The sequence below is a fragment of the Rhodococcus sp. 105337 genome (assembly GCF_012844225.1).
GTDB lineage: Bacteria > Actinomycetota > Actinomycetes > Mycobacteriales > Mycobacteriaceae > Rhodococcus.
In genome coordinates, this window is record NZ_JABAGQ010000006.1 from 151,411 (window position 1) to 176,175 (window position 24,765).

21 protein-coding genes are annotated in these 24,765 nt (G+C 68.0%); 7 read left to right on the plus strand and 14 right to left on the minus strand.

Annotated elements, in window-relative coordinates; translation table 11 throughout:
• Positions 1 to 47: 47 nt before the first annotated feature.
• The gene (locus HF886_RS12125; RefSeq protein ID WP_169652408.1) at positions 48 to 1,025 is read right to left on the minus strand and encodes a DUF5692 family protein; all 978 of its coding nucleotides are present in this window, start codon (positions 1,023 to 1,025) and stop codon (positions 48 to 50) included.
• Between the two features lie 161 nt (positions 1,026 to 1,186).
• On the opposite strand from HF886_RS12125, the gene HF886_RS12130 reads away from it, so the two are divergent.
• Entirely contained in the window at positions 1,187 to 1,798 is a 612-nt protein-coding gene (locus HF886_RS12130) for a TetR-like C-terminal domain-containing protein (protein ID WP_169652409.1), read from the plus strand.
• Between the two features lie 35 nt (positions 1,799 to 1,833).
• On the opposite strand, the gene HF886_RS12135 is transcribed toward HF886_RS12130, so the two are convergent.
• The 3 genes from HF886_RS12135 to HF886_RS12145 form a co-directional block, all read right to left on the minus strand.
• Positions 1,834 to 2,721 (minus strand): phytanoyl-CoA dioxygenase family protein, encoded by an 888-nt coding sequence (locus HF886_RS12135; protein WP_346765354.1) that lies wholly within the window; start codon positions 2,719 to 2,721, stop codon positions 1,834 to 1,836.
• Between the two features lie 71 nt (positions 2,722 to 2,792).
• Positions 2,793 to 3,449: an O-methyltransferase gene (locus tag HF886_RS12140; RefSeq protein ID WP_169652410.1), complete on the minus strand. Its 657-nt coding sequence runs from the start codon at positions 3,447 to 3,449 to the stop codon at positions 2,793 to 2,795.
• Between the two features lie 35 nt (positions 3,450 to 3,484).
• Positions 3,485 to 5,218, minus strand: a complete 1,734-nt coding sequence (locus HF886_RS12145) for a proline--tRNA ligase (protein WP_169620583.1) — start codon at positions 5,216 to 5,218, stop codon at positions 3,485 to 3,487.
• Positions 5,219 to 5,271: 53 nt separating this feature from the next.
• Here HF886_RS12145 and yaaA point away from each other — a divergent pair, with 53 nt between their 5' ends.
• The gene (gene yaaA, locus HF886_RS12150) at positions 5,272 to 6,015 is read left to right on the plus strand and encodes a peroxide stress protein YaaA (protein WP_169652411.1); all 744 of its coding nucleotides are present in this window, start codon (positions 5,272 to 5,274) and stop codon (positions 6,013 to 6,015) included.
• Positions 6,016 to 6,052: 37 nt separating this feature from the next.
• On the opposite strand, the gene HF886_RS12155 is transcribed toward yaaA, so the two are convergent.
• The 3 genes from HF886_RS12155 to mqo form a co-directional block, all read right to left on the minus strand.
• The gene (locus HF886_RS12155) at positions 6,053 to 7,501 is read right to left on the minus strand and encodes an MFS transporter (RefSeq protein ID WP_169620720.1); all 1,449 of its coding nucleotides are present in this window, start codon (positions 7,499 to 7,501) and stop codon (positions 6,053 to 6,055) included.
• Between the two features lie 59 nt (positions 7,502 to 7,560).
• Positions 7,561 to 8,799: a uroporphyrinogen-III C-methyltransferase gene (gene cobA, locus HF886_RS12160; RefSeq protein ID WP_169652412.1), complete on the minus strand. Its 1,239-nt coding sequence runs from the start codon at positions 8,797 to 8,799 to the stop codon at positions 7,561 to 7,563.
• A 125-nt stretch (positions 8,800 to 8,924) separates the two neighbouring features.
• Positions 8,925 to 10,454: a malate dehydrogenase (quinone) gene (gene mqo / locus HF886_RS12165; RefSeq protein ID WP_169652413.1), complete on the minus strand. Its 1,530-nt coding sequence runs from the start codon at positions 10,452 to 10,454 to the stop codon at positions 8,925 to 8,927.
• 219 nt (positions 10,455 to 10,673) lie between these two features.
• On the opposite strand from mqo, the gene HF886_RS12170 reads away from it, so the two are divergent.
• Positions 10,674 to 11,738 carry an alpha/beta hydrolase gene (locus tag HF886_RS12170; RefSeq protein ID WP_169652414.1) on the plus strand — a complete coding sequence of 355 codons (1,065 nt, stop codon included), beginning with the start codon at positions 10,674 to 10,676 and terminating at the stop codon, positions 11,736 to 11,738.
• Positions 11,735 to 13,108: a mycothione reductase gene (gene mtr, locus HF886_RS12175; RefSeq protein ID WP_169652415.1), complete on the plus strand. Its 1,374-nt coding sequence runs from the start codon at positions 11,735 to 11,737 to the stop codon at positions 13,106 to 13,108. The genes HF886_RS12170 and mtr overlap by 4 nt, the downstream gene beginning before the upstream one ends.
• A gap of 59 nt (positions 13,109 to 13,167) precedes the next feature.
• On the opposite strand, the gene HF886_RS12180 is transcribed toward mtr, so the two are convergent.
• A complete protein-coding gene (locus HF886_RS12180) occupies positions 13,168 to 13,734 on the minus strand; it encodes an alpha/beta hydrolase (RefSeq protein ID WP_206036770.1) in 567 nt (188 codons plus the stop codon).
• Between the two features lie 146 nt (positions 13,735 to 13,880).
• On the opposite strand from HF886_RS12180, the gene HF886_RS12185 reads away from it, so the two are divergent.
• Entirely contained in the window at positions 13,881 to 14,495 is a 615-nt protein-coding gene (locus tag HF886_RS12185) for a DUF1360 domain-containing protein (RefSeq protein ID WP_169652416.1), read from the plus strand.
• A gap of 46 nt (positions 14,496 to 14,541) precedes the next feature.
• On the opposite strand, the gene map is transcribed toward HF886_RS12185, so the two are convergent.
• Both map and HF886_RS12195 read right to left on the minus strand, forming a co-directional pair.
• A complete protein-coding gene (gene map / locus HF886_RS12190) occupies positions 14,542 to 15,399 on the minus strand; it encodes a type I methionyl aminopeptidase (RefSeq protein ID WP_169620576.1) in 858 nt (285 codons plus the stop codon).
• 117 nt (positions 15,400 to 15,516) lie between these two features.
• On the minus strand, positions 15,517 to 17,145 hold the full coding sequence (locus HF886_RS12195) for an AMP-binding protein (protein ID WP_169652417.1): 1,629 nt from the start codon (positions 17,143 to 17,145) through the stop codon (positions 15,517 to 15,519).
• 113 nt (positions 17,146 to 17,258) lie between these two features.
• Between HF886_RS12195 and HF886_RS12200 the strand changes: the two genes are divergently transcribed.
• Both HF886_RS12200 and HF886_RS12205 read left to right on the plus strand, forming a co-directional pair.
• Entirely contained in the window at positions 17,259 to 18,116 is an 858-nt protein-coding gene (locus tag HF886_RS12200) for a LuxR C-terminal-related transcriptional regulator (protein ID WP_169620574.1), read from the plus strand.
• Between the two features lie 45 nt (positions 18,117 to 18,161).
• Complete coding sequence (locus HF886_RS12205; protein WP_169652418.1) at positions 18,162 to 19,541, plus strand: APC family permease; 1,380 nt, start codon at positions 18,162 to 18,164, stop codon at positions 19,539 to 19,541.
• A gap of 3 nt (positions 19,542 to 19,544) precedes the next feature.
• On the opposite strand, the gene HF886_RS12210 is transcribed toward HF886_RS12205, so the two are convergent.
• From HF886_RS12210 to HF886_RS12225, 4 genes are all read right to left on the minus strand, one after another.
• Positions 19,545 to 21,389 (minus strand): penicillin-binding transpeptidase domain-containing protein, encoded by a 1,845-nt coding sequence (locus HF886_RS12210; protein WP_169652419.1) that lies wholly within the window; start codon positions 21,387 to 21,389, stop codon positions 19,545 to 19,547.
• Positions 21,390 to 21,435: 46 nt separating this feature from the next.
• Positions 21,436 to 22,272, minus strand: coding sequence for a GNAT family N-acetyltransferase (locus HF886_RS12215; RefSeq protein WP_169620571.1), 837 nt, complete (start codon positions 22,270 to 22,272; stop codon positions 21,436 to 21,438).
• 73 nt (positions 22,273 to 22,345) lie between these two features.
• Positions 22,346 to 23,500 carry a flavodoxin-dependent (E)-4-hydroxy-3-methylbut-2-enyl-diphosphate synthase gene (gene ispG / locus HF886_RS12220; RefSeq protein ID WP_169620570.1) on the minus strand — a complete coding sequence of 385 codons (1,155 nt, stop codon included), beginning with the start codon at positions 23,498 to 23,500 and terminating at the stop codon, positions 22,346 to 22,348.
• A gap of 45 nt (positions 23,501 to 23,545) precedes the next feature.
• Positions 23,546 to 24,763, minus strand: coding sequence for a M50 family metallopeptidase (locus HF886_RS12225; RefSeq protein ID WP_169620569.1), 1,218 nt, complete (start codon positions 24,761 to 24,763; stop codon positions 23,546 to 23,548).
• Positions 24,764 to 24,765 lie beyond the last annotated feature (2 nt).

The following is a 24,765-nucleotide window of genomic DNA, read 5'->3' on the forward strand; positions in this document are numbered from 1 at the left end:
GGCGCGTGGTGTTGCTGCTCGCCCGGCCGGGGCCGGACGCGCGGCGGTCAGACCCTGGCCAATCGGTCCGAGTCCCGGGACTCCGGCAGAACCGACGGCGACTCGACCGGGAGGTTCGCGTCGCGCACCTCGCGGTACGGGCGCAGGTGGGTGTACAGCTCGTCGCGCAACGGGTTGCGGTGCCGCGTGACGATGGTGAACACCTGGTAGGCCGCGACGGCGATGTTGGCCGCGAGCGACAGCGCCGACACGACGAACAGTGCGGTGGGGTTGTGCGACGACTCGACGGCGAACTGCGACGAGGTCACGAACGTCGGGACTGCCATCGTGAACATCATCCACAGGGCCAGCGTGTGGGCGCGGTGCTGCAACCAGGCGCCCTTCTTGATGAAGAAGGCGGGGATGGTGCAGGAGATGAGCAGGGCCGCACCGGCGTAGAAGGCGTGGTCACCGACGCAGTTGTAGACGTAGGCGAAGTTCCACAGGTCGTACGCGATGATCCAGAACCACATCATGTCGGGCCAGATCATGTCCTTGGACTTGTCGCGCGAGACGATGATGCCGGCCCAGCCGCAGATGGTGACCAGGTTGAGGATCCCGGCGATGCCGTTCATGTAGTTCCACGGACCGCCGACCATGAAGACGCCGTCGTGCATGCCCTGCATGCCCGCGACCTCGAAGTCACGAATGACTGCCTCGCCGATGTTGATCGCCAGGATCAGGGCGGGGAACATCAGCATCCAGCGGTTCTTCGCCAGACGCGGGACGTACCGGATGAGCATGAAGCCCAGGCACCCGATGAGCGCCGAGTACACCTTCACCCAGTGGAACCAGGTGCCCGTCGACGAGCCTGCGCCGGCCGTCGTCGGCCACACGAACAATGTCAGGACGAGAGGCAGCGCCACGAAGAAGCCGAGACCGGCCCACTTCCAGCGGCGCGTCACCTCGTTGAGGGCGATGAGGGCGGCCAGCACGACGCACCACATCACCCAGGAGTACCAGGGAATGGATTCGAACAAGAACATCGGAGCTCCTCTTCGCGGCCCGCGGCGTGCGTGCCGTCCGGATATCTTTCGCGGCCCGCGGCATGCGTGCCGTCCGGATATCTACGGTAGGAATCCCGGCACCGAGCGTCACTAGACATCTGACGCGATGTGTCCAGGGACCTCGGGCGGTACCGTGAGCCATGGCCGACGAGAGTGCCGATGCGCAGCGGCGTGCAGGTGCACGCGACGCGCTGGCAGCCGCGCTCAAGGCCCGGCTACGGACCGAGCCGCTCGACAAGGTGACCGTGACGGAGCTGACGCGCGACTGCGGACTGACGCGGCAGGCGTTCTACTACCACTTCCCCGACGTGCGGCACCTCGCTGTCTGGGTGTTCGAGAGAGAGGTCGCCGGCCGTGTCCGCACGTACGCGTCCGAGGAGGGATGGGCCGACGGTCTGGTCCGGTTGCTGCTGTACATGCGCGACAACCGCTCGTCGACGCTCGGGGTGCTCGACGGGCTGGGCAGATCCGGGCTCGAGCGCTTCCTGTTCGGGCAGATGCGGCCCGTCACCGAGGCCGTGATGGACCAGGACGGCGGCGGACCGGCACGCGTGCAGGACCGCGTACTGGTGGTCGACTTCTATACCTCGGCGGTGCTCGCCGTGGTGCTGCGGTGGGTCTCGGACGGCATGGTCGAGCACCCGTACCAGTTGGTCGGCGATCTCGAGATCATGCTGCACGGCGCGGTGCGGGAATCCGTCCGCCGGCTCGACGCTCGTGCCACGCCGCCGCGGCGAGCTCAGGGCCGGTGACCGGCAGGGCCGGGTTTCCGGGACAGTCCCGACCGTCACCGGTTCAGTGCGCGCCGCACCGCCATCCCCACCGGGGCGGTGCCGGTGGCGTCGAGCCGGAAGGGCGCGACCGTCTCGATCGGCGGCTGGGCGATGATGCGCGGTGGCCGAGTTCCGCTCTCCTGCCCGCTGTTCGGCGGTTGAGCGCTGCGCATCGGCTGGGCCGCATGCACCAGGAACGGGTGGCACACATAGACATCGCCCGCGGCACCGGTCGCCTCGACCGTCGGCCGGGAAGCCGCGTCGAGCATGCCGTCCTCGTCCATGGCGCGGCACAACTCCAGCACCGAACGCCCGTCGCGGTGGTCGACGAGGTAGCCGGGCACGTCGAGGTGCGAACCCACCTTGATCCTGGTGGGAGCGTCGTCCGGTCCTACGTCGGTGAGCAGGAACAGCACCAGCAGACCCCGGCCGCGTGAGCGGAGATCGACGTACGGCCAGGTCTGTCCCTCGACGGCGAAACTACCGTCGACGTGCCATCCGGTATCTCCGGGATCGGCGGGATGCGGAAACCGGACGGGAAACGTGCCGAGGCCGCGGGGCCGAACCCAGCGACCGGATCCCAGCAGACGGTCGTAGGCGTCGAGTAGGACCGGCATCGTGGCGGCCTCGACGAACGGCGGATCCCATCGACCTCCGACCCGCACGACAGGTTCGGTCCACGTGCCCGGGTCCGATCGGTCTGCGTCGAGATCTTCCCAGAGGAGATCGCAGCACCGCTCCGTGATCGAGCGCGGAACGGCGCCTGCGATCCGCAGATATCCCTCGTCGATGAAACGCTCGGTGTCGACCATGCGCTCGGTGTCGACCATGCGCTCGGTGTCGATCACGCGCTCGGTGTCGATCACGCGCTCGGTGTCGGCCGCTTCCCGGTTCTCGCTCACACGAACAATGTCCGCCGTCCCGGGTGCCGGGCGCCACCGATTTTCTGCCGGACCGGCGGTCCCGGCTACGGCTACTGCTCGACGACCAGTGCCAACGCGAAACCGTCCCAGCCCTTGACCCCGACGGTCTGCAACGCCGTGGCGTCGAGACGAGGTTCGGCCGCCAGCACGGCGAGCAGTTCCCGCGACGCGCGGACCTTCGAGTCGTCGTCCTCCGGATCGCTGATCGCGCCGGCGCGGACCACGTTGTCGACCACGATCACCGTGCCCGGACGTGACAACCGCAACGCCTCGCGCACGTAGTTGCTGTTGTTCTCCTTGTCGGCGTCGATGAACACCAGGTCGAACGGTCCTTCGAGGTGCGGGAGCGTGTCGAGCGCCGGGCCGACGCGAATGTCGACGCGCGCTCCGACGCCGGCCTGGTCGAGGTTGGCACGCGCCACCTCGGCGTGCCGGGGTTCGTACTCGAGGGTCGTCACGTGTCCCGACTCGCCGACCGCGCGTGCCAGCCAGATCGCCGAGTACCCGCCGAGCGTGCCGATCTCCAGCACCCGGCGGGCACCTCGGATCCGGGCCAGCAGGTACAGGAACTTGCCCTGAACCGGCGCGACGTCGATGGGCCTCAGTCCCGCCTCCGCGTTCGCCTCGAGGGCGGCGTCGAGGGCGGGATCGTCGCCGATGAGGAAATCGGCGAGATAGGTGTCGGTCGCGCTCCAGTTCTCGGACATGGGCCCATTCTGGCCCACCGGCTCCGGGTATGCGATCAGCGCCCGAGGATCTCCCGCACCGCCTCGCCCACCGGCACCTCGCTCGACTCTCCGGTGAGGCGGTTGCGCACTTCGACGTTGCCGTCGGCGAATCCGCGTCCCACCACGACGACCAGGGGCATCCCGAGCAGTTCCGAATCCTTGAACTTCACACCGGGCGACGCCTTGCGATCGTCGAACAGCACGTCCAGGCCGGCGTTCGAAAGTTCCTCGACGAGGTTTTCCGCCCCGGCGCGAGCCTGCTCGTCCTTGTTGGCGATGACGACGTGCACGTCGAACGGCGCGACCTCGGACGGCCAGCGCAGGCCCTTCTCGTCGTGCTGCTGCTCGGCGATCACCGCGACCAGGCGGGACACGCCGACGCCGTACGAGCCCATCGTGGGGCGCACCGGCTTGCCGTTCTCGTTGAGCACATCGACGGCGAACGCGTCGGTGTACTTGCGGCCGAGCTGGAAGACGTGGCCGATCTCGATGCCACGGGCGGACACCAAGGGGCCGGCACCGTCCGGCGACGGGTCACCGTCGCGGACCTCTGCGGCCTCGACCGTGCCGTCGGCGACGAAGTCACGACCGGCGACGAGCCCGAAGACGTGCTTGCCGTTCTCGTCCGCGCCGGTGATCCATGCCGTTCCGTCGACCACGCGCGGGTCGACGAGGTAACGGACGCCGTTGGCGAGCAGCGCCTTCGGGCCGATGTAGCCCTTGACGAGGAACGGGTTGGCGGCGAAATCGGACTCGTCGAGCAGCGCGACCTCCGCCGGCTCGAACGACGCCTCGAGACGCTTGTCGTCGACCTCGCGGTCTCCCGGGATGCCGATTCCGACCAGTTCCCACTCTCCGCCGGGCTGCCGCACCTTGACGAGGATGTTCTTCAGGGTTTCGGAGGCGTCGACGTCACGGCCGAGGATCTCGGTGGCCACCTCGACGAGCGAACCGATCGTCGGGGTGTCCGGCGTGTCGTGGACGACCGCGTCCGGCAGTCCGTCGAACGGAATCGGTGCGGGGGCGAGCGTCTTGACGGCCTCGACGTTGGCGGCGTAACCGGACTCGACGCACCGGACGTAGGTGTCCTCCCCGACCTCGCTCTCGGCCAGGAACTCCTCCGAAGCGCTGCCGCCCATGGCGCCCGACGTCGCGGACACGATCACGTACTTCACGCCCAGGCGGGCGAAGATCCGCTCGTAGGCGTCGCGGTGTGCCTGGTACGACTGCGCGAGGCCCTCGTCCGTGAGATCGAAGCTGTACGAGTCCTTCATCACGAACTCGCGGCCGCGCAGGATGCCGGCGCGGGGGCGCTCCTCGTCGCGGTACTTGGTCTGCACCTGGTAGAGGGTGACCGGGAAATCCTTGTAGGAGTTGTACTCACCCTTGACGGTGAGCGCGAACAGCTCCTCGTGCGTGGGCCCGAGCAGGTAGTCGTTGCCCTTGCGGTCCTGGAGACGGAACAGTCCGGCGCCGTACTCGGTCCAGCGGTTCGACGTCTCGTAGGGCTCGCGCGGCAGCAACGCGGGCAGGGAGATCTCCTGCGCTCCGATGCTGTTCATCTCCTCGCGGACCACCCGCTCGACCTGACGCAGCACCTTGAGCCCCAGTGGCAGCCACGAGTAGATGCCCGGCGCGATGCGCCGCACGTACCCGGCCCGGACGAGCAGTTTGTGGCTGGCGACCTCGGCATCGGCCGGGTCGTCGCGGAGAGTGCGGAGGAACAGGTGCGACATGCGAGTGATCACGGTCGATGAGCCTACCGCTCGCCGGAATCGGGCCCTCGGTACGGTGGGCTGTTGTGCTGGTGCTTCTCCCCCCTTCCGAAACCAAATCCACCGGCGGCTACGGCGGGCCGCTGGATCTCGGCGACCTCTCGATGCCGCAGCTGACCGAGACCCGCGAGCTGCTCGTCCGGGCTCTGGTCGAGCTCGCCGCCGATTACGACGCGTCGAGCCGGGCGCTCGGCCTGGGCGCGAACGGAGCAGACGAGATCGAACGCAACGCCAAGTTGTGGGTCTCCCCCACCCGTCCCGCACTCGAGCGGTACACCGGGGTGCTGTTCGACGCCCTCGACGCCGCACGCTTCACGAAGGTGCAGCGCGAGAAGGCGTACCGGCGACTGGCTGTCGGCTCGGCGCTGTTCGGTGCCGTGCGTGCGAGCGACCCCATTCCGGCCTACCGCCTCTCGGGTGGCTCGAAGCTTCCCGGGTTCGGCACCCTCGCGGCGTTGTGGCGGCCCGAGTTGACCGACGCGCTCGTCGCCGACGCGGCAGGTGACCTCGTCGTCGATCTCCGTTCGGGTGCCTATCAGCAACTCGGTCCGGTTCCCGGCGCGATCACCGCGACGGTGCTGACGGAAAAGCCCGACGGCACCCGCTCGGTCGTGAGCCATTTCAACAAGCACCACAAGGGGCTCCTCGCCCGCGCGCTGGTGCAAACCCGGGCCGAGCCGGCCGATGTGCGAGGTCTCGCGCGCGTGGCGTCGAAGGCCGGACTGCGGGTGGAGATCGCCTCCCCGACGGAACTGATCGTCCTCACCTGACTCCCGGCGCGACGGGCCGGGAGTCAGGGGTGACACCTCATCCGGACTGAGCGGACTTCTCGGCTTCCTGAGCCTGCGCGACCTCTTCGGAGGTGAACCGGATGAAGAACGCCGCGATGCCGGCGATCACCGCGCACGCGGCGCATCCGACGAGTGCGAACATGTATCCCTCACCCTGCGCGGTGAGTTGCGCGGCGGTCATGTCCGCGACCGCGCCGGACGTGCCTCCGAGCGACATCGTCTTCGAGGTGGCCAGCGCGCCGATGACGGCGAGGCCGAGCGGTCCGCCGAGCGTCTGCGCGACCTGCGCGATGGCGGACAGCGGCCCGATCTCGTGCGCGCCGACGCCCGCGATGGCGCACAGCGGAAGCGGGACCACGGCCAGACCCACCCCGAACCCGACGACCAGCACCAGCACGAACAGCGTCGGGAAGTACCGCACCGTCTCGTCCATCGTCGACCCGTAGAGCAGGCTCAGGGTCATGATGACGGCACCGGTGACCACGAGCCATCGGGGCTGCACCCGTGCCGCGAGCTTGGACGAGGCTGCGGCCGCTCCCCCGAGACCGAATGCGAACGGCACGAACGCGAGGCCCGCCTGCAGCGGCGTGTAACCGAGAACGTCCTGCACGAACAACGCGACGAACGCCGCGAGGCTGAACATCACCGCGCCGGCGAAGAAGATCGCCACGAAGGTCGCCACGCGGTTCTTGTTGCGGAACAGCACGAAGGGCAGGAGTGGGTTCTCGGCACGGCGCTCGACCAGCAGGAAGATCCCCAGCAGGATGACGCCGGCGGCGAGCGCACCGATCACGGCGGCGCTGCCCCAGCCGAGTTCGGGACCTTCGGTGAGGCCGAACACGATGCCGGTGCAACCGAGCGTCGCAAGGATGGCACCCGGAACGTCCAGTGCCAGACGTTCGGACGACGTTTCGCGCAATGCACTGAGGGCCAATACGACGATCACGACACCGATCGGGACGTTGATGAGGAAGATCCATCGCCACGACACCTGCGTCAGCGCCCCACCCAGGATGAGGCCTGCGATCGATCCGACGCCGGTCATCGCCGCGAAGACCGCGATGGCCCGGTTACGGGCGGGACCGGCGGCGAACGTGGTCGCGACGAGCGCGAGCGCCGTCGGTGACGCGATCGCGGCGCCGACTCCCTGGAGCGCACGCGCACCGATGAGCATCGCCTCGTTGGTGGCCAGACCGCACAGCAGCGACGCGAACGTGAACAGGCCGACGCCGGCGATGAACATCCGTTTGCGCCCGAAGCTGTCTCCGAGGCGGCCGCCGAGCAGCATCAGCCCACCGAATGCGAGCGCGTACGCGGTGAGGACCCAATTCCGGCCGGCGTCGGACAACCCGAGTTCCGCCTGCAGTGGAGCGAGAGCAAGGTTGGCAACGGTGCCGTCGAGCACCACCATGAGCTGCAATCCGCTGAGGACCAGGGTGGCCAGAGCGAGTGCGCGAGCGGTCATGGGGTGCGCGGCGCCGGAGGCGTGTGCGGTATCCGAGGTGTGTGCCACGGGGTCCAACGTTACCGACCTTCCGGACCGAACCCGGCGACCGGACCGATGACGATGATGGCGGGTGGACGGGTCCCCTCTTCGCGGACCCGGGCGGCGACGTTGCCGAGATCGGTCCGGAGCACCCGCTGGGTGGCCAGGGTTCCTTCCTGAACCACCACCACCGGGGTGTCGACGGGCCGGCCCCCGGCCGTCAGGGCGTCGGCGAACTTCTCGATGCGTTCGACGGCCATGAGCAGCACGAGCGTCCCCCGGAGTTTCGCGAGGGCACTCCAGTCGGTGAGCGAATCGGGATGGTCGGGCGCGACGTGCCCGCTCACCACGACGAACTCGTGTGTCACCCCGCGATGGGTCACCGGAACGCCCGCGGCGGCCGGCACCGAGATCGCGCTGGTGATGCCCGGGACGACCGTCACCGGTATTCCGGCGGCGGTGCACGCCTCGAGCTCTTCGTATCCCCGTCCGAAGACGTAGGGGTCGCCACCTTTGAGCCGGACCACGAACTTTCCGGCCTTCGCCCGATCGATCAGGGTGTCGTTGATGACCTGCTGCGCCATCGCGCGGCCGTACGGCAGCTTGGCCGCGTCGATCACCTCGACGTGCGGATCCAGTTCGGCGAGGAGTTCCTGGGGGGCGAGATGATCCGCCACCACCACATCGGCACGGGCCAGCAACCGGCGGCCCCGGACGGTGATGAGGTCCGGATCACCGGGTCCACCGCCGACCAGCGCCACGCCGGTCGGCTTCTGCGCCGCGTCGTCGGCGACCTCGGACAGCGCCGCGCCCGCGAGGGCGTCCCGGATGGAGGTGCGCACTGCCGCGGACCTGCGATGGTCGCCGCCGGCGAGGACTCCGACGGAAAGCCCGTCGTAGCGAGCGGTCGCGGGTGTGACGGCACTACCTTCGCGTGCGCTGTCGGCGCGCACGCAGAAGATCCGGCGGCGTTCCGCCTCGGCGACGATGGCGGCGTTGGTCTCGGGCTCGTCGGTGCAGGCCATCGCGTACCAGGCGTCTTCGAGGTCGCCGTCGCGGTAGTCGCGGACGTCGAGCGAGAGGCGGCCCTTCGTGGCCATGCTCTCCACCGCGGGTGTGGCGGCCCGTGCCACGACGTGGACATCGGCGCCCGAGGCCACCAGCAGGCCCAGACGACGTTGCGCAACGCTGCCGCCGCCCACGACCACCACACGTCGTCCCCGAAGGTCGAGCCCCACCAGGTAATTGGTCTCGTCGTCGGCTACCGGCACCGGCATTCCCCATCTCTCGTGTCGAAGCGAACCGTCGAGAGATCAACCCCGGGAGCGCTCCTCGTCTCGCCCGCCCGTCGCGGACGAGTGCGGCCCGGCTCGGAGCCGGGCCGCCATATCCGTGCCGCGGATCAGACCGCGGCGGCTTCCATGGGTGCGACCTGACCGCGACCCGGAACGACGTCGAGCTGAAGCGTCTTGGTGGTGTGGTCCCACACCTGACGGAACAGATCCTGGTTCTCGGTGAGCTTGACCCCGAGGGAGGGGACCATCTCCCGGAGCTTGGGCTGCCATGCGGCCCACTGCTGCGGGAAGCAGCGTTCGAGGACGTCGAGCATCGCGGGGACCGCGGTGGACGCACCCGGCGACGCTCCGAGCAGACCCGCGATCGAACCGTCCGCAGCGCTGACCACGGCGGTACCGAACTCGAGCACGCCGCCCGCGCCCTTACGGCGGATCACCTGCACGCGCTGGCCGGCGACGATCAGCTCCCAGTCTTCGAGTCGTGCCTCGGGCGCGAACTCCGCGAGGGTGCCGATGCGATCGGCGGGCGACTGGGTGAGCTCACCGACGAGGTACTTGACCAGGCCGAGTTCGGTCACGCCCACTCCGAGCATCGACATCAGGTTGTTCGGCTTGACCGACTTGGGCAGGTCCATGATGCCGCCCTGCTTGAGGAACTTGGGCGACCATCCGGCGTACGGCCCGAACAGCAGACCCTGCTTCCCGCCGATCACGCGGGTGTCGAGGTGAGGCACCGACATCGGGGGCGCGCCCACCGCGGCCTTGCCGTACACCTTGGCGCTGTGACGAGCGATCACCTCGGGGTTGGTGCAGCGCAGGAAGGCACCCGACACGGGGAATCCGCCGAAGCCCTTGGCCTCGCTGATGCCGGACTTCTGCAGGAGGTGGAGGGCACCGCCACCCGCGCCGACGAAGACGAACTTGGCGTGGACCTTGCGGGACTCGCCCGTGCGGCGGTTGCGCACCTTGACGATCCAGCTGCCGTCGGACTGCTTGCTGATGTTGGTGACCTCATGGCCGAAGAAGACCGTGCCACCCGAGGCCGCCACATTGTTGATGAGCTGCTTGGTGAGGGCACCGAAGTCGACGTCGGTTCCCGTCTCGGTCCAGTTCAGCGCGACGGGGTCGGAGAAGTCCCGGCCGGCGGCCATGAGCGGCAGCCGCTCGGCGAAGAACTCGGGGCTCTCGGAGTACTCCATGCCCGCGAACAGCGGATGGCCCGCGAGGGCGTCGTACCGGGCACGCAGGTACTTCACGTCGTCCGCGCCGTGCACGAAGCTCACGTGCGGGATCGGGTTGATGAAATCCTTGGGGTCGCTCAGGATGCCGTTGTCGACCGCGTACGACCAGAACTGGCGCGAAACCTGGAACTGCTCGTTGACGTTGACCGCTTTGGCGATCTCCACCGAGCCGTCGGGCTTGCCCGGCGTGTAATTCAACTCACACAGCGCCGAGTGGCCGGTACCCGCGTTGTTCCACGGGTCGCTGCTCTCCGCCGCCGCGGCGTCGAGCCGCTCGAAGGCGGTGATCGACCAGTCGGGCTGGAGCTGACGCATCAGCGCGCCGAGGGTCGCGCTCATGATGCCGGCGCCCACGAGCACTACATCGGTTTTCGCCTCTACCACGTTCTCTGACACGGGGAAATCGACTTCCTTGTCTGTTCGCACGCGCCGTCGCGCCTTCGCGCACCGCTTACGTGAGTGTCCCGAACGCGCCCGCACACAATCCCCGATTTCAGGATTCGTCCGCAGCCGCGCGACTGCGACGCACAGGTTACCCGGGCGTATACCGGCTCTTCATTTTCACCTCATTGTCTACCCGCAGCACCCCCCGCCGAACCCTCCTAGAGTGTGATAGTGACTACTTGGCAGCCCGACATCCTGGGCGACGGATACGAGCAACTCGTGTTGCCGCTGGGCGACGACCCGGACGGTGAGGGCGACATCACCGCGACCCTGGTGCGATATCAACCCGCCACCGGCGCGGTGGGCGAGCCGAGCGCGCTGCCCCATCGCGCGGTTCTCTACGTTCACGGCTTCACCGACTACTTCTTCCAACAGCACCTCGCCGAGCATTTCGCCGCGCAGGGGTATCGGTTCTTCGCACTCGACCTCCGAAAATGCGGACGCTCGCGCGCCCCGGGCCAAACGCCCCACTTCGTCACCGACCTCGAGTATTACGACCAGGAACTCGACGAAGCGCTGCGCATTGTCTCGGCCGAGGTCTCCGGGGGCGGCGTCGTACTGGCCGCGCACTCCACGGGTGGCCTCGTGCTTCCGCTGTGGCTCGGCCGCCTGCAGCGTCGCCCCGGCGGATCGGCCTCGGCCGGGGTGAGCGGGCTCATCCTCAACAGTCCGTGGTTCGACCTGCAGGGCCCGTCGTATCTGCGCAACGTCGGTACCGCCGCGATCGACGTGCTCGGACGCGTTCGCCCACACTCCGCCGTGCCCGGGCGAAAGCTCGACACCTACGGTGTCAGCCTGCAGAACGGCGGCTGGTCCTACGACCTCGACATGAAACCGCTGACCGGATTTCCGATCCGGTTCGGCTGGTTGCGTGCCGTGCGCATCGGGCACGCTCGCCTGCATCGCGGTCTCGATGTCGGGGTGCCGTCGCTGATCCTTCGTTCCGGGGCGTCACGCTTCGCCCCGAAGTACGACGCCACCATCGACACCGTCGATGCGGTCCTCGACGTGCGTCAGATCGCGCGGTGGGCGGGCTGCCTGGGAGACCGCACCACGATCGTGCCGATCGCGGGCGCGCGACACGATGTGTTTCTCTCCACACCGGGGCCCCTGGCTGCGGCATTCCGGGAATTGGACCTGTGGCTGGGATGGTTGAACGGAGACGGAACCGCGGGCGAGCCCGCCGGGGCCGGGGATGTTTCCGCACCGCCACAACCCACGGGAGAACACGCGTGACCCATTACGACCTCGCGATCATCGGCTCCGGATCGGGCAACTCGATCCTCGACGAGCGCTACGACGGCAAACGCGTCGCGTTACTGGAGGCGGGCACCTTCGGTGGCACCTGCCTGAACGTGGGCTGCATCCCCACCAAGATGTACGTGTACGCAGCGGACGTTGCCCGCACCATCCGGTCGGCGCCCAAGTACGGGATCGACGCCACGATCGACGGGATCCGGTGGAACGACATCGTCGACCGGGTCTTCGGCCGCATCGATCCGATTGCCGCGGGCGGTGAGCAGTACCGGCGTGAGGGCTGCGCGAACGTCACGGTGTACGACGGTCATGCACGGTTCGTCGGCGAACGCACGCTCGACACCGGGACCGGCGAGACGATCACCGCCGACCAGATCGTCGTGGCAGCCGGCGCGCGCGCCGAGATCCCGCGGGAAGTGCTCGACCGCGGGGTGACCTACTACACGAGCAACAACATCATGCGGCTCCCGAAGCTCCCCGAATCGATGGTGATTCTCGGAACCGGCTTCATCGCGATGGAGTTCGCCCACGTCTTCTCCGCCCTCGGCACCAGGGTGTCGGTGATCGGGCGGAGCGGCAGACTGCTGCGCCACCTCGACACCGACGTCTCCGAACGCTTCACCGCACTCGCGCAGCAGAAGTGGGACGTCCACCTGGAGAACCCGGCCCGTGCCTTCCGGCCGGTGGGCGACGGAGTGGAAGTCGAACTGGCCGACGGCGCCGTGGTGGCCGGAGACGTGCTGCTCGTCGCGACGGGCCGGCACCCCAACGGCGATCTCCTCGACGTCGCGGCGGCGGGGATCGAACTCGACGCGTCCGGGTCCATCGTCGTCGACGACTTCCAGCGCACAACGGCGGAAGGTGTCTTCGCGCTGGGCGACGTGTCGTCGCCGTACCAGCTCAAGCACGTCGCGAATCACGAAGCGCGTGTCGTGCAGCACAATCTCCTGCACGACGCGTGGGGACCGGACACCTCCGCACTACAGCGCACCGATCACCGGTTCGTGCCTGCCGCGGTGTTCACCGATCCGCAGATCGCGACCGTCGGACTCACCGAGGCGGAGGCCCGCGCCGCGGGATACGACATCTCCGTCAAGATCCAGGACTACGGAAATGTCGCCTACGGCTGGGCGATGGAGGACACCGAGGGGTTCTGCAAGCTGATCGCAGACCGGTCCACCGGCCTGCTTCTCGGTGCCCACATCATCGGTGCGCAGGCATCGACAGTGATCCAGCCGCTCATCCAGGCCATGGTGTTCGGTATCACGGCACAGGACATGGCCACACGCCAGTACTGGATCCATCCGGCACTTCCCGAATTGGTGGAGAACGCACTGCTCGGCCTGTAGAGCCGAACTCCTCCGGCCCTCGCACCCTCCGCGGCTGCGGGGGCCGGATGCGTTGTGGCCTACCAGCTCCCGGTGCGCAACGCGATCGCCGACGCGAACTCTGCCGCTGCCCGTGCGGGCACGTTGTCGATGCTGCCGAGGTCGACCACGCGAAACTCTCCGGTCACGTACCGCATCGAGGCGTCCGCTTCCGGCTTGCGGGCCGGGTCTCCGATCACGATGGTGGTGGGTACTTCCGCCACCGGTGCCGACGCGTCGCGTACGGCGCCGTCGAACATCGGGACGACGGGATGGCCGCGGTCGACCACAACGAGACTCGCGAAGCGGCCGAAGCGGCCGGAAGCGACCGTCCAGGCCATTTCGGCGCCGGCGCCGATGCCGGCGAGGTGCACCCACGGCAGCGACAGTTGATCGAGCACGGCGAAGACGCCGTCCGGAGTCAACCCGTCGAGAGTCTCGGGCACGATCGTGCGCAGATCCGAGTTGTGCAGTCGCTCGCACACCGAGTCGAATACGTCGGCCCGTTCCCCCGCGTCGGGCAGCAGCAGCACGGAGTGCCGGCTGTCCGGTCCGTCGACGCGCACCTCGATCGAACCCGAATCGGTGGTCACCATCGTCGATTCCATGCCCCGAAACGCTACACGTCCCCACGACGACCGGCCCTGCGTCCCGTACCCGGGAAACCCGGACGGGCACGCCCGCCGCTTCTGCGATTTCCCGACGGATCGGTGTCTCCGGGTTTAACCGGATCCGGCCCGGGAAATCGGCCGCTATGACTCCGACGAGCAACGGCGACCGCTCGCCCCGAAACGACCCGTCCGACACCGTGTCCGGCCACGATTCGGTCTCCACCCTCGACCGAACCGCCGAACACCAGGAAACACACGCACCGGCGACATCGTCGGCACCGGCGAACACCCGACACGAGAACCGCAAGCTCGGTGGCTACGTGGCAACCCTGCTGCTGTACGGGCTGTTCGTGGCGGTGGTGGCCGTCCTGACCGCAGTCACCCCTCGGCGACTGCCGGGACGGCTGACCGTGCGCGACCTCGTCGTCTCCGCCGCCGCGGCCCACAAGTTGTCGAGGACGGTGACCAAGACGTCGGTCACCCGCCCGCTGCGCGCCCCGTTCACGAAGCCCGGTGAAAAAGGCGGCCCCGGCGAGGTCATGGACCGGCCGGCCGGGCGTGCGGGCCTCAAGCACAGCATCGGAGAGTTGCTGACGTGCCCGTTCTGCTTCGACGTGTGGGCGATCACCGCCGTCACGGTGGGCAGGGTGTTCGCACCCGCCGCCACGGTTGTCGTGGTGGATGCACTCACAGCGCTGACGGGCGCAGATTTCCTGCACCTCGCCTACGCCCGCGCACAGCAGATGGCGGAGGGGTGATCCGGCGGGTCGGCGGACCCGGCGACGGGTAGGTGAGACGGCCGGTTTACGGAACCGTCAGAATCTCGGCTCCGGTGTCGGTGACGACGAGCGTGTGCTCGAACTGCGCACTCCACTTGCGGTCCTTGGTGACGACGGTCCAGCCGTCCTCCCAGATCTCGTAGTCCGGAGTGCCGAGATTGATCATCGGCTCGATCGTGAACACCATGCCCGGCTCGAGGACCGTGTCGATGTCGGGGCGGTCGTAGTGGAAGACCACCAGACCGTTGTGGAAGGTCTCGCCGATGCCGTGACCGGTGAAATCGCGCACCACCCCGTACCCGAACCGGTTCGCATACGACTCGATGACGCGACCGACCACGTTGAGGGCTCGCCCGGGCGCGACCGCCTTGATCGCCCGGGCTGTGGCCTCGCGGGTACGTTCGACGAGAAGCCGTGCCTCCTCGGACACATCACCGGCGAAGAACGTCGCGTTGGTGTCGCCGTGGACGCCGTGGATGTACGCGGTCACATCGATATTCACGATGTCGCCGTCCTCGATCACCGTGGTGTCGGGGATGCCGTGACAGATCACCTCGTTGAGCGACACGCACACCGACTTCGGAAATCCCCGGTAGCCGAGATCGGACGGGTACGAACCGTGGTCGCACATGTACTCGTGTGCGATGCGGTCGATCTCGTCGGTGGTGACGCCCGGTGCGACGGCTTTACCCGCCTCGATCAGCGCTTGTGCAGCGATCTTCGACGCGATCCGCACCTTCTCGATCGTCTCGGGCGTCTGCACCCACGGCTCGTTGCCCTCGTTCGCGGTCGGCTTCCACACGTATTCGGGACGCTCGATCGACTTGGGTACTTCACGGATCGGTGTCGCGGTTCCGGGGACGAGCGGGGCGCGGGTAGGCATGGAATCAGATTAACCCGCGCGCCGCGCTCGCACCGACACCCCGGCCGAGCCGCGGTTCTCGTTACGGAGTGACGCCCTGACGGCCCTCGTTACGGAGTGACGCCCTGACGGCCCTCGTTACGGAGTGACGCCCTGACGGCGCAGAATGTATCGCTGGACCTTGCCGCTCGGCGTCTTGGGAAGGTGCGGAACGAAATGCACGGTCCGCGGGTAGGCGTGAGCCGCGAACTTCTTCTTCACCAGTTGCTGGAGATCGGCCTCGAGCGCATCGTCGCCCTCGACGCCTTCGCGCACCACGACGAACGCTTCGAGGACCTCCCCGCGAAGTTGGTCGGGCACGCCCACCACCGCGGCCTCCACCACGTCCGGGTGCATCACCAGAACCGATTCCACGTCGAACGGCCCGATGCGGTATCCGGCCATGATGATGACGTCGTCGTCACGTGAGGAGAAGAAGAAGAAACCGTTCTCGTCGACCCGCCCGGCGTCGCCGGTGAGGTACCACCGGCCGTCGTCGCTGAACCGGTCCGCCGTCTTCTCCGGTGCGTCGACGTAGCCGGTGAACCACACGAGCGGGCTGGCGGGGACGTCGATCGCCACTCTGCCCACCTCTCCCGGGGCCGCGACCTCGTCGCTGTCGTCGCGCAGTACCGCGCAGGTCCATCCGGGCAGCGGCTTGCCCATCGATTGCGGCGGAACCTGTTCGCGCAGCCCGTCCGCCCAGGCGTCGACCACGAACATGCCGTGCTCGGTCTGGCCGTACTGGTCGCGCACCACGGCACCGAGGGTCTCTTCGGACCACGCCAGCACATCGGGGGTGAGCGGCTCCCCCGCCGACGACGCACGGCGCAGCGTCACCGCGGGATGTGCCGCGGTGTCGGCTCGCAGGCTGCGATAGACGGTGGGCGCGGCAGCGAAGTTCGTGACGCCGAAACGGTCGAGGATCTGCCACGTCAGCGCCGGTGAGAAACCTCCGTGGAGGAGGATGCTGCGGCGTCCCGCCGCGAGCGGGCCGAGCAGGGCGTAGTAGAGGCCGTACGCCCAGCCGGGATCGGCGGCGTTCCAGAACACATCGTCCTCGCGCACGTCGAGCCCGAATTCGAGGTACGCGTGGAAGGACGCGAGGGCCCTGACCGGCACGGGCACGCCCTTCGGGGTGCCGGTCGTGCCCGAGGTGAACAGTTGCACGAGACCACCGGCCGCGCCGACCGCCACCGCCTCGGCACGCGGGTCGTCGGCCGAGTGGGATTCGAGCAGGTCCGCGAAGCGCACACCGACTCCGCTGCTCTCTCCCGCGACCACGACCTGCCACGGAGCGTCGTGCGGCATGTCGTCACCCGGTGCGAGTTTGCCCACCTGATCGCCGTCCGCGACGACGACCCGCGCACCGCCGGCCTGCAACCGGAAAGCGATGGCGGGCGGTGCGAATGCCGTGAACAGCGGGAGGTGGACGGCACCGCGACGCCAGATCCCGAGCAGCGCGACCACCAGGTCGGCGGACTTGCCCATGAGCGTGGCGACGTGGTCACCGGGTTCGACGCCGAGGTGCGCGAGTGCCGCGGCGAAACGCTGCGATCGTTCGCGCAGTTCGCCGTAGGTCAGGTCGGTGGAGGTGAGGTCGGGTTCGATCACGGTGAATGCCACCGCATCCGCGGGATGGTCGTCGCACAGCAACTGCGCAGCGCACGCGTCAGGGGTGTCGTAACGATCCAGCAGTTCCCGAACGCGTGTCGCTGTGTCGACCATCAGGTCCGTCCTCTCCTCGTATCCCGGCGGGCCGCGCTCTACGCGGCACTCGTATGCCTCTATGATCCGAGTCACACATTGGTTCCGATACCCCCGGAAAGGGGTGACATCCGGTGTCGGTCGTCTCATCGCCGCTGCTTCGCCCCCGTGACGGGGATGCACTGCGTCTCGAACTCCGTCGCACCGCCGCGCAGGCACAGGTACCCGTGGTCTTCGCCGGCCAGGTCCAGAACAACGACCTGCATCTGAGCGAGTTCTTCGGGACCCGCACCAACAACCTCGCCGGCGTCGTCGTGCCACCCCGCGCGGGGCTGGGAGGCCGTGTGCTCTCGGAGGGCCGCCCCGTCACCGTGGCCGATTACGGACGCTCGTCGTCGATCACCCACCACTTCGATCGCCCGGTCCTCGGGGAAGGTCTCCGGTCGATCCTGGCGGTGCCGGTGATGGTCGGCGGGGTCGCGCGTGCGGTGTTGTACGGGGCCGCGCGGGAATGCGCACCGCTCGGCGAACGCGCGGTACATGCCTTCGCGCAGACGGCAAGCCGGCTCGCGAACGAAATCGCGGTGCGCGACGAAGTGGACCGGCGGATGGCGATGCTCACGCACCTCGGGCCGAACGGGCACGATCCGGTCGCGACCGCTCATATACGAGAAGTCCACGCCGAGTTGCGCACTCTCGCACGGGATGCCGGCGACGAGCACTTGCAGCGGCGCCTGCGCGAGCTGTCCGAACGACTGGCGGTCGCGATGGGAGGCACCGAGAAGGGGCGGCCGGAGGTGACGCTCTCGTCCCGCGAGACCGATGTCCTGTCCTACGTCGCCCTCGGGTGCAGCAACGCCGAGATCGCGAGGCGGTTGTCGGTCGGTCCGGAAACGGTCAAGAGCTACCTCCGCAGCGCCATGAGCAAACTCGATGTCCATTCCCGCCACGAAGCGGTGGTCGCCGCGAGAAAATCAGGGCTGCTGCCCTGACCCCTTCGGGTTCCGGATCGGTCGGGCATCGGGAAGGAGCGTTCGATGCCGGAGACCACCGCAGCGCCCGAACTCAAACGTGTGATGGGGCCGGGTCTGCTGCTCCTGTTCATCGTCGGAGACATTCTCGGCACAGGGATCTATGCACTCACGGGCAACGTCGCGAACGAAGTCGGCGGAGTCGTCTGGCTGCCGTTCCTGACCGCGTTCGTCGTCGCCACGATCACCGTGTTCAGCTACCTCGAACTGGTCACGAAGTATCCGCGCGCCGCGGGTGCCGCGCTGTACACGCACAAAGCTTTCGGGATCCGCTTCCTCACGTACATGGTCACGTTCACGGTGATGGCATCCGGTATCACCTCCGCATCGACAGCGGCACGGGCGTTCGCGGCGAATTTCGGGGAGGCGTTCGAGCTCGACCTCGCGGGCGGAATCGGGATCACCGTGGTGGCGCTGGGGTTCATTGTCGCGGTCGCCGTGATCAACGTGCGCGGGGTCAGCGAAAGCGTCAAGACGAACGTCGTGCTCACCGTCGTGGAACTCTCGGGCCTGCTCATCATCATCTTCATCGGGATGTGGGCGCTCGGGTTCGGCACCGGTGACTTCTCGCGAGTGGTCGAGATCGATACCGGTGATCGCTCCGTCTTCACCGGGGTGGTCGCGGGCACGGCTCTCGCGTTCTTCGCCATGGTGGGATTCGAGGATTCCGTGAACATGGCCGAGGAGTGCAAACACCCGACGCGGATCTTCCCGAAGGTCCTGCTCGGCGGTCTGTGCATCACCGCGCTCATCTACGTGCTGGTCTCCATCACGTCGGTGGCACTGGTGCCCCCCGACCTCCTCGGGGAGGGCGAGACACCGCTGCTGCGGGTCGTCGAAGCGGGTGCGCCGGCCTTCCCCCTCGGCATCTTCGCGTTCATCACGATGTTCGCGGTCGCCAACACCGCCCTGATCAACATGCTGATGGCGAGCCGCCTCCTCTACGGGATCTCGCACGAGGGTGTGGTCCCCGCTGCGCTGGGCAAGGTGCACCGGACGCGGCGCACGCCCTACGTGGCGATCGCCTTCACCTCCTTGCTCGCAGTCGGGCTCATCACGTTCGTCGGGGAGATCCCCGAACTCGGCGGCACGACGGCATTGCTTCTCCTCATGGTGTTCACGATCGTCAACGTGGTCGTGCTGGTCCTGCGCCGTGATCACGTGGACCACAACCATTTCCGGGCGCCCACGGTGCTGCCGGTCATCGGTGCCTCGAGTTGCCTGTTCCTCGTGTCCCCGTTGGTGGATCGACCGGGCACCCAATACCGCATCGCAGGCGTCCTGCTGGGAATCGGCGCACTGCTGTGGGTCGCCACCCGCCTGCTGGCACGATACGGCGGGATGACGCACCGGACGTCTGCACCGGCGGAGCCACCCGTCGACTGACGATCAGGCTCCGTCGTCCCGGTAGCCGGGAGGCAACGCGGCGAACATGTCGCGCGTGACCGCGACGGCATTGTCCGAACTGCCTCCTCGCACCACGAGGGTCGCGAACGCGAGGTCACCCCGGTAGCCGACGAACCAGGAGTGCGAACCGCCCTCCACCTCTGCCTCACCGGTTTTGCCGTACACGTCGCCCTGGTCCCGGATGCGGTCGGCGGTGCCGCTCGTGATCACCAGGCGCATCATGTCGCGCAGGCCCGCCACCACCTCCGGAGAAACCGGAGCGGGATCACCCTGCACGACCGTCTCCCGGCCTTCGATCAGATACGGGACGGGTGTGCGCCCGCTCGCGACGGTCGCGGCGGCGAGCGCCATCCCCAACGGGCTGACGACCACCTTGCCCTGCCCGAATCCGTCCTCGGTGCGTTCGACCAGATCGTCCGCGGGCGGAACCGACCCGGTGAATGTCGGCATGCCGACCACCTCGTAGTCGACGCCGATGCCGAATCGCCCGGCGGCGGTGTGCAACGCATCCGATTCCATCTCGGAGGCGAGTTTGGCGAACGAGGTGTTGCACGACCTCGCGAAGGCGGTGGCGAGTGTGACCGAGCCGAGCGCGAACTCGTTGTAGTTCGGGATGCTGCGGTCGCCGATGGTGATGCGTCCCGGGCACGGAACGATGGTGTCGGGCAGTGCGAGACCGCTCGACATGGCGGCGCCCGATGTAATGATCTTGAATGTGGAGCCGGGCGGGTATTGCCCTGCGAGCGCCACCGGTCCGTCGCGGTCGGCAGCGGAGTTCTGCGCCACCGCAAGCACCGCGCCGGTGGAGGCCTCGATGACCACAGTCATTGCTTGCTCCGTCCGGGCGCCGACCGCATTCTGCGCGGCCACCTGGATCGGACGGTCGAGGCTGATGGAGACCGACGGCACCGGCATGGGTTTCGTCTCGGTGAGCACATCGGTGTCGACGCCGTACTGGTTGACGATGACGACGCTCCACCCCGCGGTCCCGTCGAGGTCGCCGATCACCGCCTTCTTCACCTGCCCGACGAGGTCGGGCGCGAAGGCACGATCCGTCGAGACCAGATCGGACTGTTCGGTCACCACCACACCGGGTATCGCGGCAAGACGGTCGGCAACGAGTTCGTAGTCGTCCTCCGCGAGCCGCATCACCGACCGAGGGCCGGACACCGCGGTCACCGATTCGGCGATCGCCTGAGCACTCAGCGACGAGTCGAACTGCACGAGCGCGGCGGCCAGAGCCTTCGCCGCGGACGAGACGTCTCTGTTCTGCGTCGCATCGAAGGCGATGCCGTACACGGTCCCCGGGACGAGCACGTCGCTGCCCGCATGCTCGTTGACGCGGGCGCGCGGGGCCGGAGTGCTGCGCAGTTGCATGGTCTGGCGGTTGCCGAGTTGCGGGTGGAGAGCCGATTTCGCCCATCGGACCGACCACTGCTCGCCGCTTCGCCCCATGTGCAGTTCACCCGTGTACTGCCACACCCTCTCTCGCGGCAGGTGCCATTCGTAGCTGTACCCGACGGTCGCGGAATCTCCGTCGATGCGCGTGGAGGTGGTGGTCGCCACCAGGGATTCGGCTTGCAGCCCGTCCCATGCCTCGCCCAGTGCGCCCTCGGCCTCGTCCGGCCGGTCCGAATGCGCGGCCGCTGCGGCGAAGTCCTGCGCCGCGAAGTCGTCGAGAAAAAGCTGCGCGGCGGCTTGGGGGCCCGTGACGCCGGGCGTGCACGCGACGAGAAGACCGCACAGCAGCGCCGTCGCCACCCAGACCGCGACGACGGCGACACGACCGGGCCGCGCGGGCGCCAGAGGTGAACGTCGAGGGCTCATCGCCCGTCATGGTAAGCGGACGAGCGCCCGAATCGGCCGAGGCGCGTCAGTCGAGCAACACGGTCGTGAATGTCGCGACCTGGCGGAAACCGATGCGTTCGTACGTGGCGCGCGCCCGGGTGTTGAAGCTGTTGACGTACAGGCTCGGCAGACGCCCCGTCGCGGTGACGGCTGCGCCGACCGCGGCCGTTCCGGCGGCACCGAGACCGGCGCCGCGTTTGTCCGGGTCGACCCACACGCCCTGGATCTGGCCCACCGTCGAGGACTGTGACCCTACCTCGGCCTTGAACACGACCCGGCCGTCCTCGAAGCGCGCCCAGGCGCGTCCGGCGGCGATGAGGCTCGCGACCCTTCGCCGGTATCCCGCTCCCCCGTCGCCGAGACGCGGGTCGACTCCGACCTCCTCGATGAACATCGAGATGGCGGCGGGGAGATAGGCGTCGAGTTCTTCCGGGCGCACCCGCCGGACGCGCGGATCGGGATCGATGCGGGGTTCCCGGTCGAGAACCAGCAGCGGTTGCTCGGCGCGAACCTCACGCGGAGGCCCCCACGCGGATTCGAGTGCTTCCCACATCGGCAGCGCCAACTCGGCGCGGCCCACGATCGAGGAGCACAGACGCGGCCCGCGGACGGCTCGCTCGGCGAACGCCTGGATGTCGTCGGGGTTCCCGAGCAGGGGTATGAGGTTTGCGCCGGCGAAGCAGAGTGAGGACTCCGGCCCGCCGCGACTCCACATGTCGCCGCCGACAGCACGACCGTCGAGACCGTACTCCTCGACGCGACCCGCCACCATGCACGACGCCACAGGGTCTCTCGCGAGCACCCGCAACACCGAGGCCGTATCACGGCCACCCAGCGACCGGACACCCAGAAGCTTGAGCACTCGCTCACCACCCGTCGACAAGCCGATACGAGATCAGGGTGCCACGCGTCACCCGCTCAGGGAAATCGGGGTATCAGCCGACGGACACGACCGGGTTTCCGGCTCCGGCGTCGCCTTCCATCTCCTCGGCGATCCGCATCGCCTCTTCGATCAGCGTCTCGACGATCTGCGCTTCCGGCACCGTCTTGATGACCTTGCCCTTGACGAAGATCTGGCCCTTGCCGTTACCCGACGCCACACCGAGATCCGCCTCGCGGGCTTCACCCGGACCGTTGACGACGCAGCCCATCACTGCGACGCGCAGCGGGATCTCCATCCCCTCGAGCCCAGCCGAGACCTCGTCGGCCAGCGTGTAGACGTCGACCTGTGCGCGCCCGCACGACGGGCACGACACGATTTCCAGCTTGCGGGGGCGCAGGTTCAGCGATTGCAGGATCTGCGTGCCCACCTTGATCTCCTCCGCGGGCGGAGCGGACAGCGATACGCGGATGGTGTCGCCGATCCCTTCGCTCAGCAGCGCGCCGAACGCGACCGCGGACTTGATCGTGCCCTGGAAGGCCGGTCCGGCCTCGGTGACACCGAGGTGCAGCGGGTAGTTGCACTGGGCGGCGAGCTGACGGTAGGCCTCGACCATCACGACCGGATCGTTGTGCTTGACCGAGATCTTGATGTCGCCGAAGCCGTGTTCCTCGAAGAGGCCCGCCTCCCACAACGCGGACTCGACGAGCGCTTCGGGCGTCGCCTTGCCGTATTTCTGCATCAGGCGCGGATCGAGGGAACCGGCGTTCACGCCGATGCGGATCGGAATGCCCGCGTCGCCGGCCGCCTTCGCGACCTCCTTGACGCGACCGTCGAACTCCTTGATGTTGCCGGGGTTGACCCGCACCGCGGCGCATCCCGCGTCGATGGCGGCGAAGATGTACCGGGGCTGGAAGTGGATGTCGGCGATCACGGGGATCTGGCTCTTCTTCGCGATGGTCGCGAGAGCGTCGGCATCCTCCTGCCGAGGGCAGGCAACACGCACGATGTCGCAGCCCGAGGCGGTGAGCTCGGCGATCTGCTGAAGCGTGGCGTTGATGTCGTGGGTCTTGGTGGTGCACATCGACTGCACCGAGATGGGGTGATCGCTTCCGACACCGACATTGCCGACCATGAGCTGGCGTGTCTTGCGTCGCGGCGCGAGGACCGCGGGCAGTTCGGGCATGCCCAATCCGACGGGGCTGGTCACAGTTCGCCTTCTTTCGTAGCTACCCGGCAATTCTAGCGGCGCAGGTCAGAACAGCTGGATGGGGTTGATGATGTCGGCGGTGAGGGTGAGGACCATGAACGCGCCACCGATCACGACGGCGACGTAGGTCAGCGGAAGCAGTTTCATGTAGTCGACGGGCGCTCCTTCCGGCAGCCCGCGCAATCCGCGCACCCAGTTGCGGATGCGTTCGTAGATCGCCACGGCCATGTGCCCACCGTCGAGCGGAAGCAGCGGCAGGAGATTGAAGGCACCGAGGAAGAAGTTGAGCTGCGCGAGCAGCAGGACGAAGGATTGCCAGATCCCGCGCTCCGCGAACTGCCCGCCGATGACACTGGCACCGACCACGCTCACCGGGGTGTCGATGGCGCGCTCACCGCCTGTCACCGCAGTCCACAGATCCGACACCTTGCTGGGCAGATCCATGAGCGACTGGGCAGTGATCACGGCCAGGTCGCCGGTGAATTGGAACGTCGCCGGAATCGCCGTGAGTGCGTTGTACTCGGTCGGACGGTTCTCCTCTCCCGTCACGCCGATCGCGCCCACGGTCTCGGAGGTGATCTCCCCGGTCGCGGTGTTCTCCACGTACCGCTGCACCTGTTCGACGGTCACCGGCACGGTGAGGGTTTCCCCACCCCGCTCGACCGTGAAGTCGACGGTACCCGTGGCGGCGCGTGTCGCCTCGACCAGCGCGTAGAACCCTTCGACCTCCTGGCCGTCCACAGCGACGATCACGTCACCGGGCTGGATTCCCGCCTCACCCGCAGGCCCGGTGCCGGTACACGGGGCGAGCGCGTAGTCGCCGTCCGCCCCCGCCTGGCTGGGTGCCACACAGGACACCTCCGCGACGGTGGCCTTGGGATGCAGTTGCGGCAGCGCCCACGCGACGGCGAGGACATAGATCAGGACGATGCCCAGCGCGAAGTTCATCCCGATGCCACCCGCCATGACGACCAGGCGCTTCCACGTCTTCTGCTTGTACATCGCGCGGTCGTACTCGTCGGGAGCGAGTTCGTCGAGGGCGGTCATGCCCGCGATGTCGCAGAAACCTCCGGCCGGGATGGCCTTGAGACCGTATTCGGTCTCGCCGCGGCGGAAGGCGAAGATGCGCGGCCCGAAGCCGATGTAGTAGCGCCGAACCTTCATGCCCAGTTTCTGCGCGGTCCACATGTGGCCGGCCTCGTGCAGGGCGATGGAGGCGGCGATGCCAAAGGCGAAAACCACAACGCCCAATACGAACATCATGT

Coding starts and splice junctions, on each gene's coding strand:
- HF886_RS12125 (WP_169652408.1), bottom strand. CDS start 1,025: ATGTTCTTGTTCGAATCCATTCCCTGGTACTCCTGGGTGATGTGGTGC.
- HF886_RS12130 (WP_169652409.1), top strand. CDS start 1,187: ATGGCCGACGAGAGTGCCGATGCGCAGCGGCGTGCAGGTGCACGCGAC.
- HF886_RS12140 (WP_169652410.1), bottom strand. CDS start 3,449: ATGTCCGAGAACTGGAGCGCGACCGACACCTATCTCGCCGATTTCCTC.
- HF886_RS12155 (WP_169620720.1), bottom strand. CDS start 7,501: ATGACCGCTCGCGCACTCGCTCTGGCCACCCTGGTCCTCAGCGGATTG.
- cobA (WP_169652412.1), bottom strand. CDS start 8,799: ATGCCGGTGCCGGTAGCCGACGACGAGACCAATTACCTGGTGGGGCTC.
- HF886_RS12180 (WP_206036770.1), bottom strand. CDS start 13,734: ATGGAATCGACGATGGTGACCACCGATTCGGGTTCGATCGAGGTGCGC.
- HF886_RS12185 (WP_169652416.1), top strand. CDS start 13,881: ATGACTCCGACGAGCAACGGCGACCGCTCGCCCCGAAACGACCCGTCC.
- map (WP_169620576.1), bottom strand. CDS start 15,399: ATGCCTACCCGCGCCCCGCTCGTCCCCGGAACCGCGACACCGATCCGT.
- HF886_RS12195 (WP_169652417.1), bottom strand. CDS start 17,145: ATGGTCGACACAGCGACACGCGTTCGGGAACTGCTGGATCGTTACGAC.
- HF886_RS12205 (WP_169652418.1), top strand. CDS start 18,162: ATGCCGGAGACCACCGCAGCGCCCGAACTCAAACGTGTGATGGGGCCG.
- HF886_RS12210 (WP_169652419.1), bottom strand. CDS start 21,389: ATGAGCCCTCGACGTTCACCTCTGGCGCCCGCGCGGCCCGGTCGTGTC.
- HF886_RS12225 (WP_169620569.1), bottom strand. CDS start 24,763: ATGATGTTCGTATTGGGCGTTGTGGTTTTCGCCTTTGGCATCGCCGCC.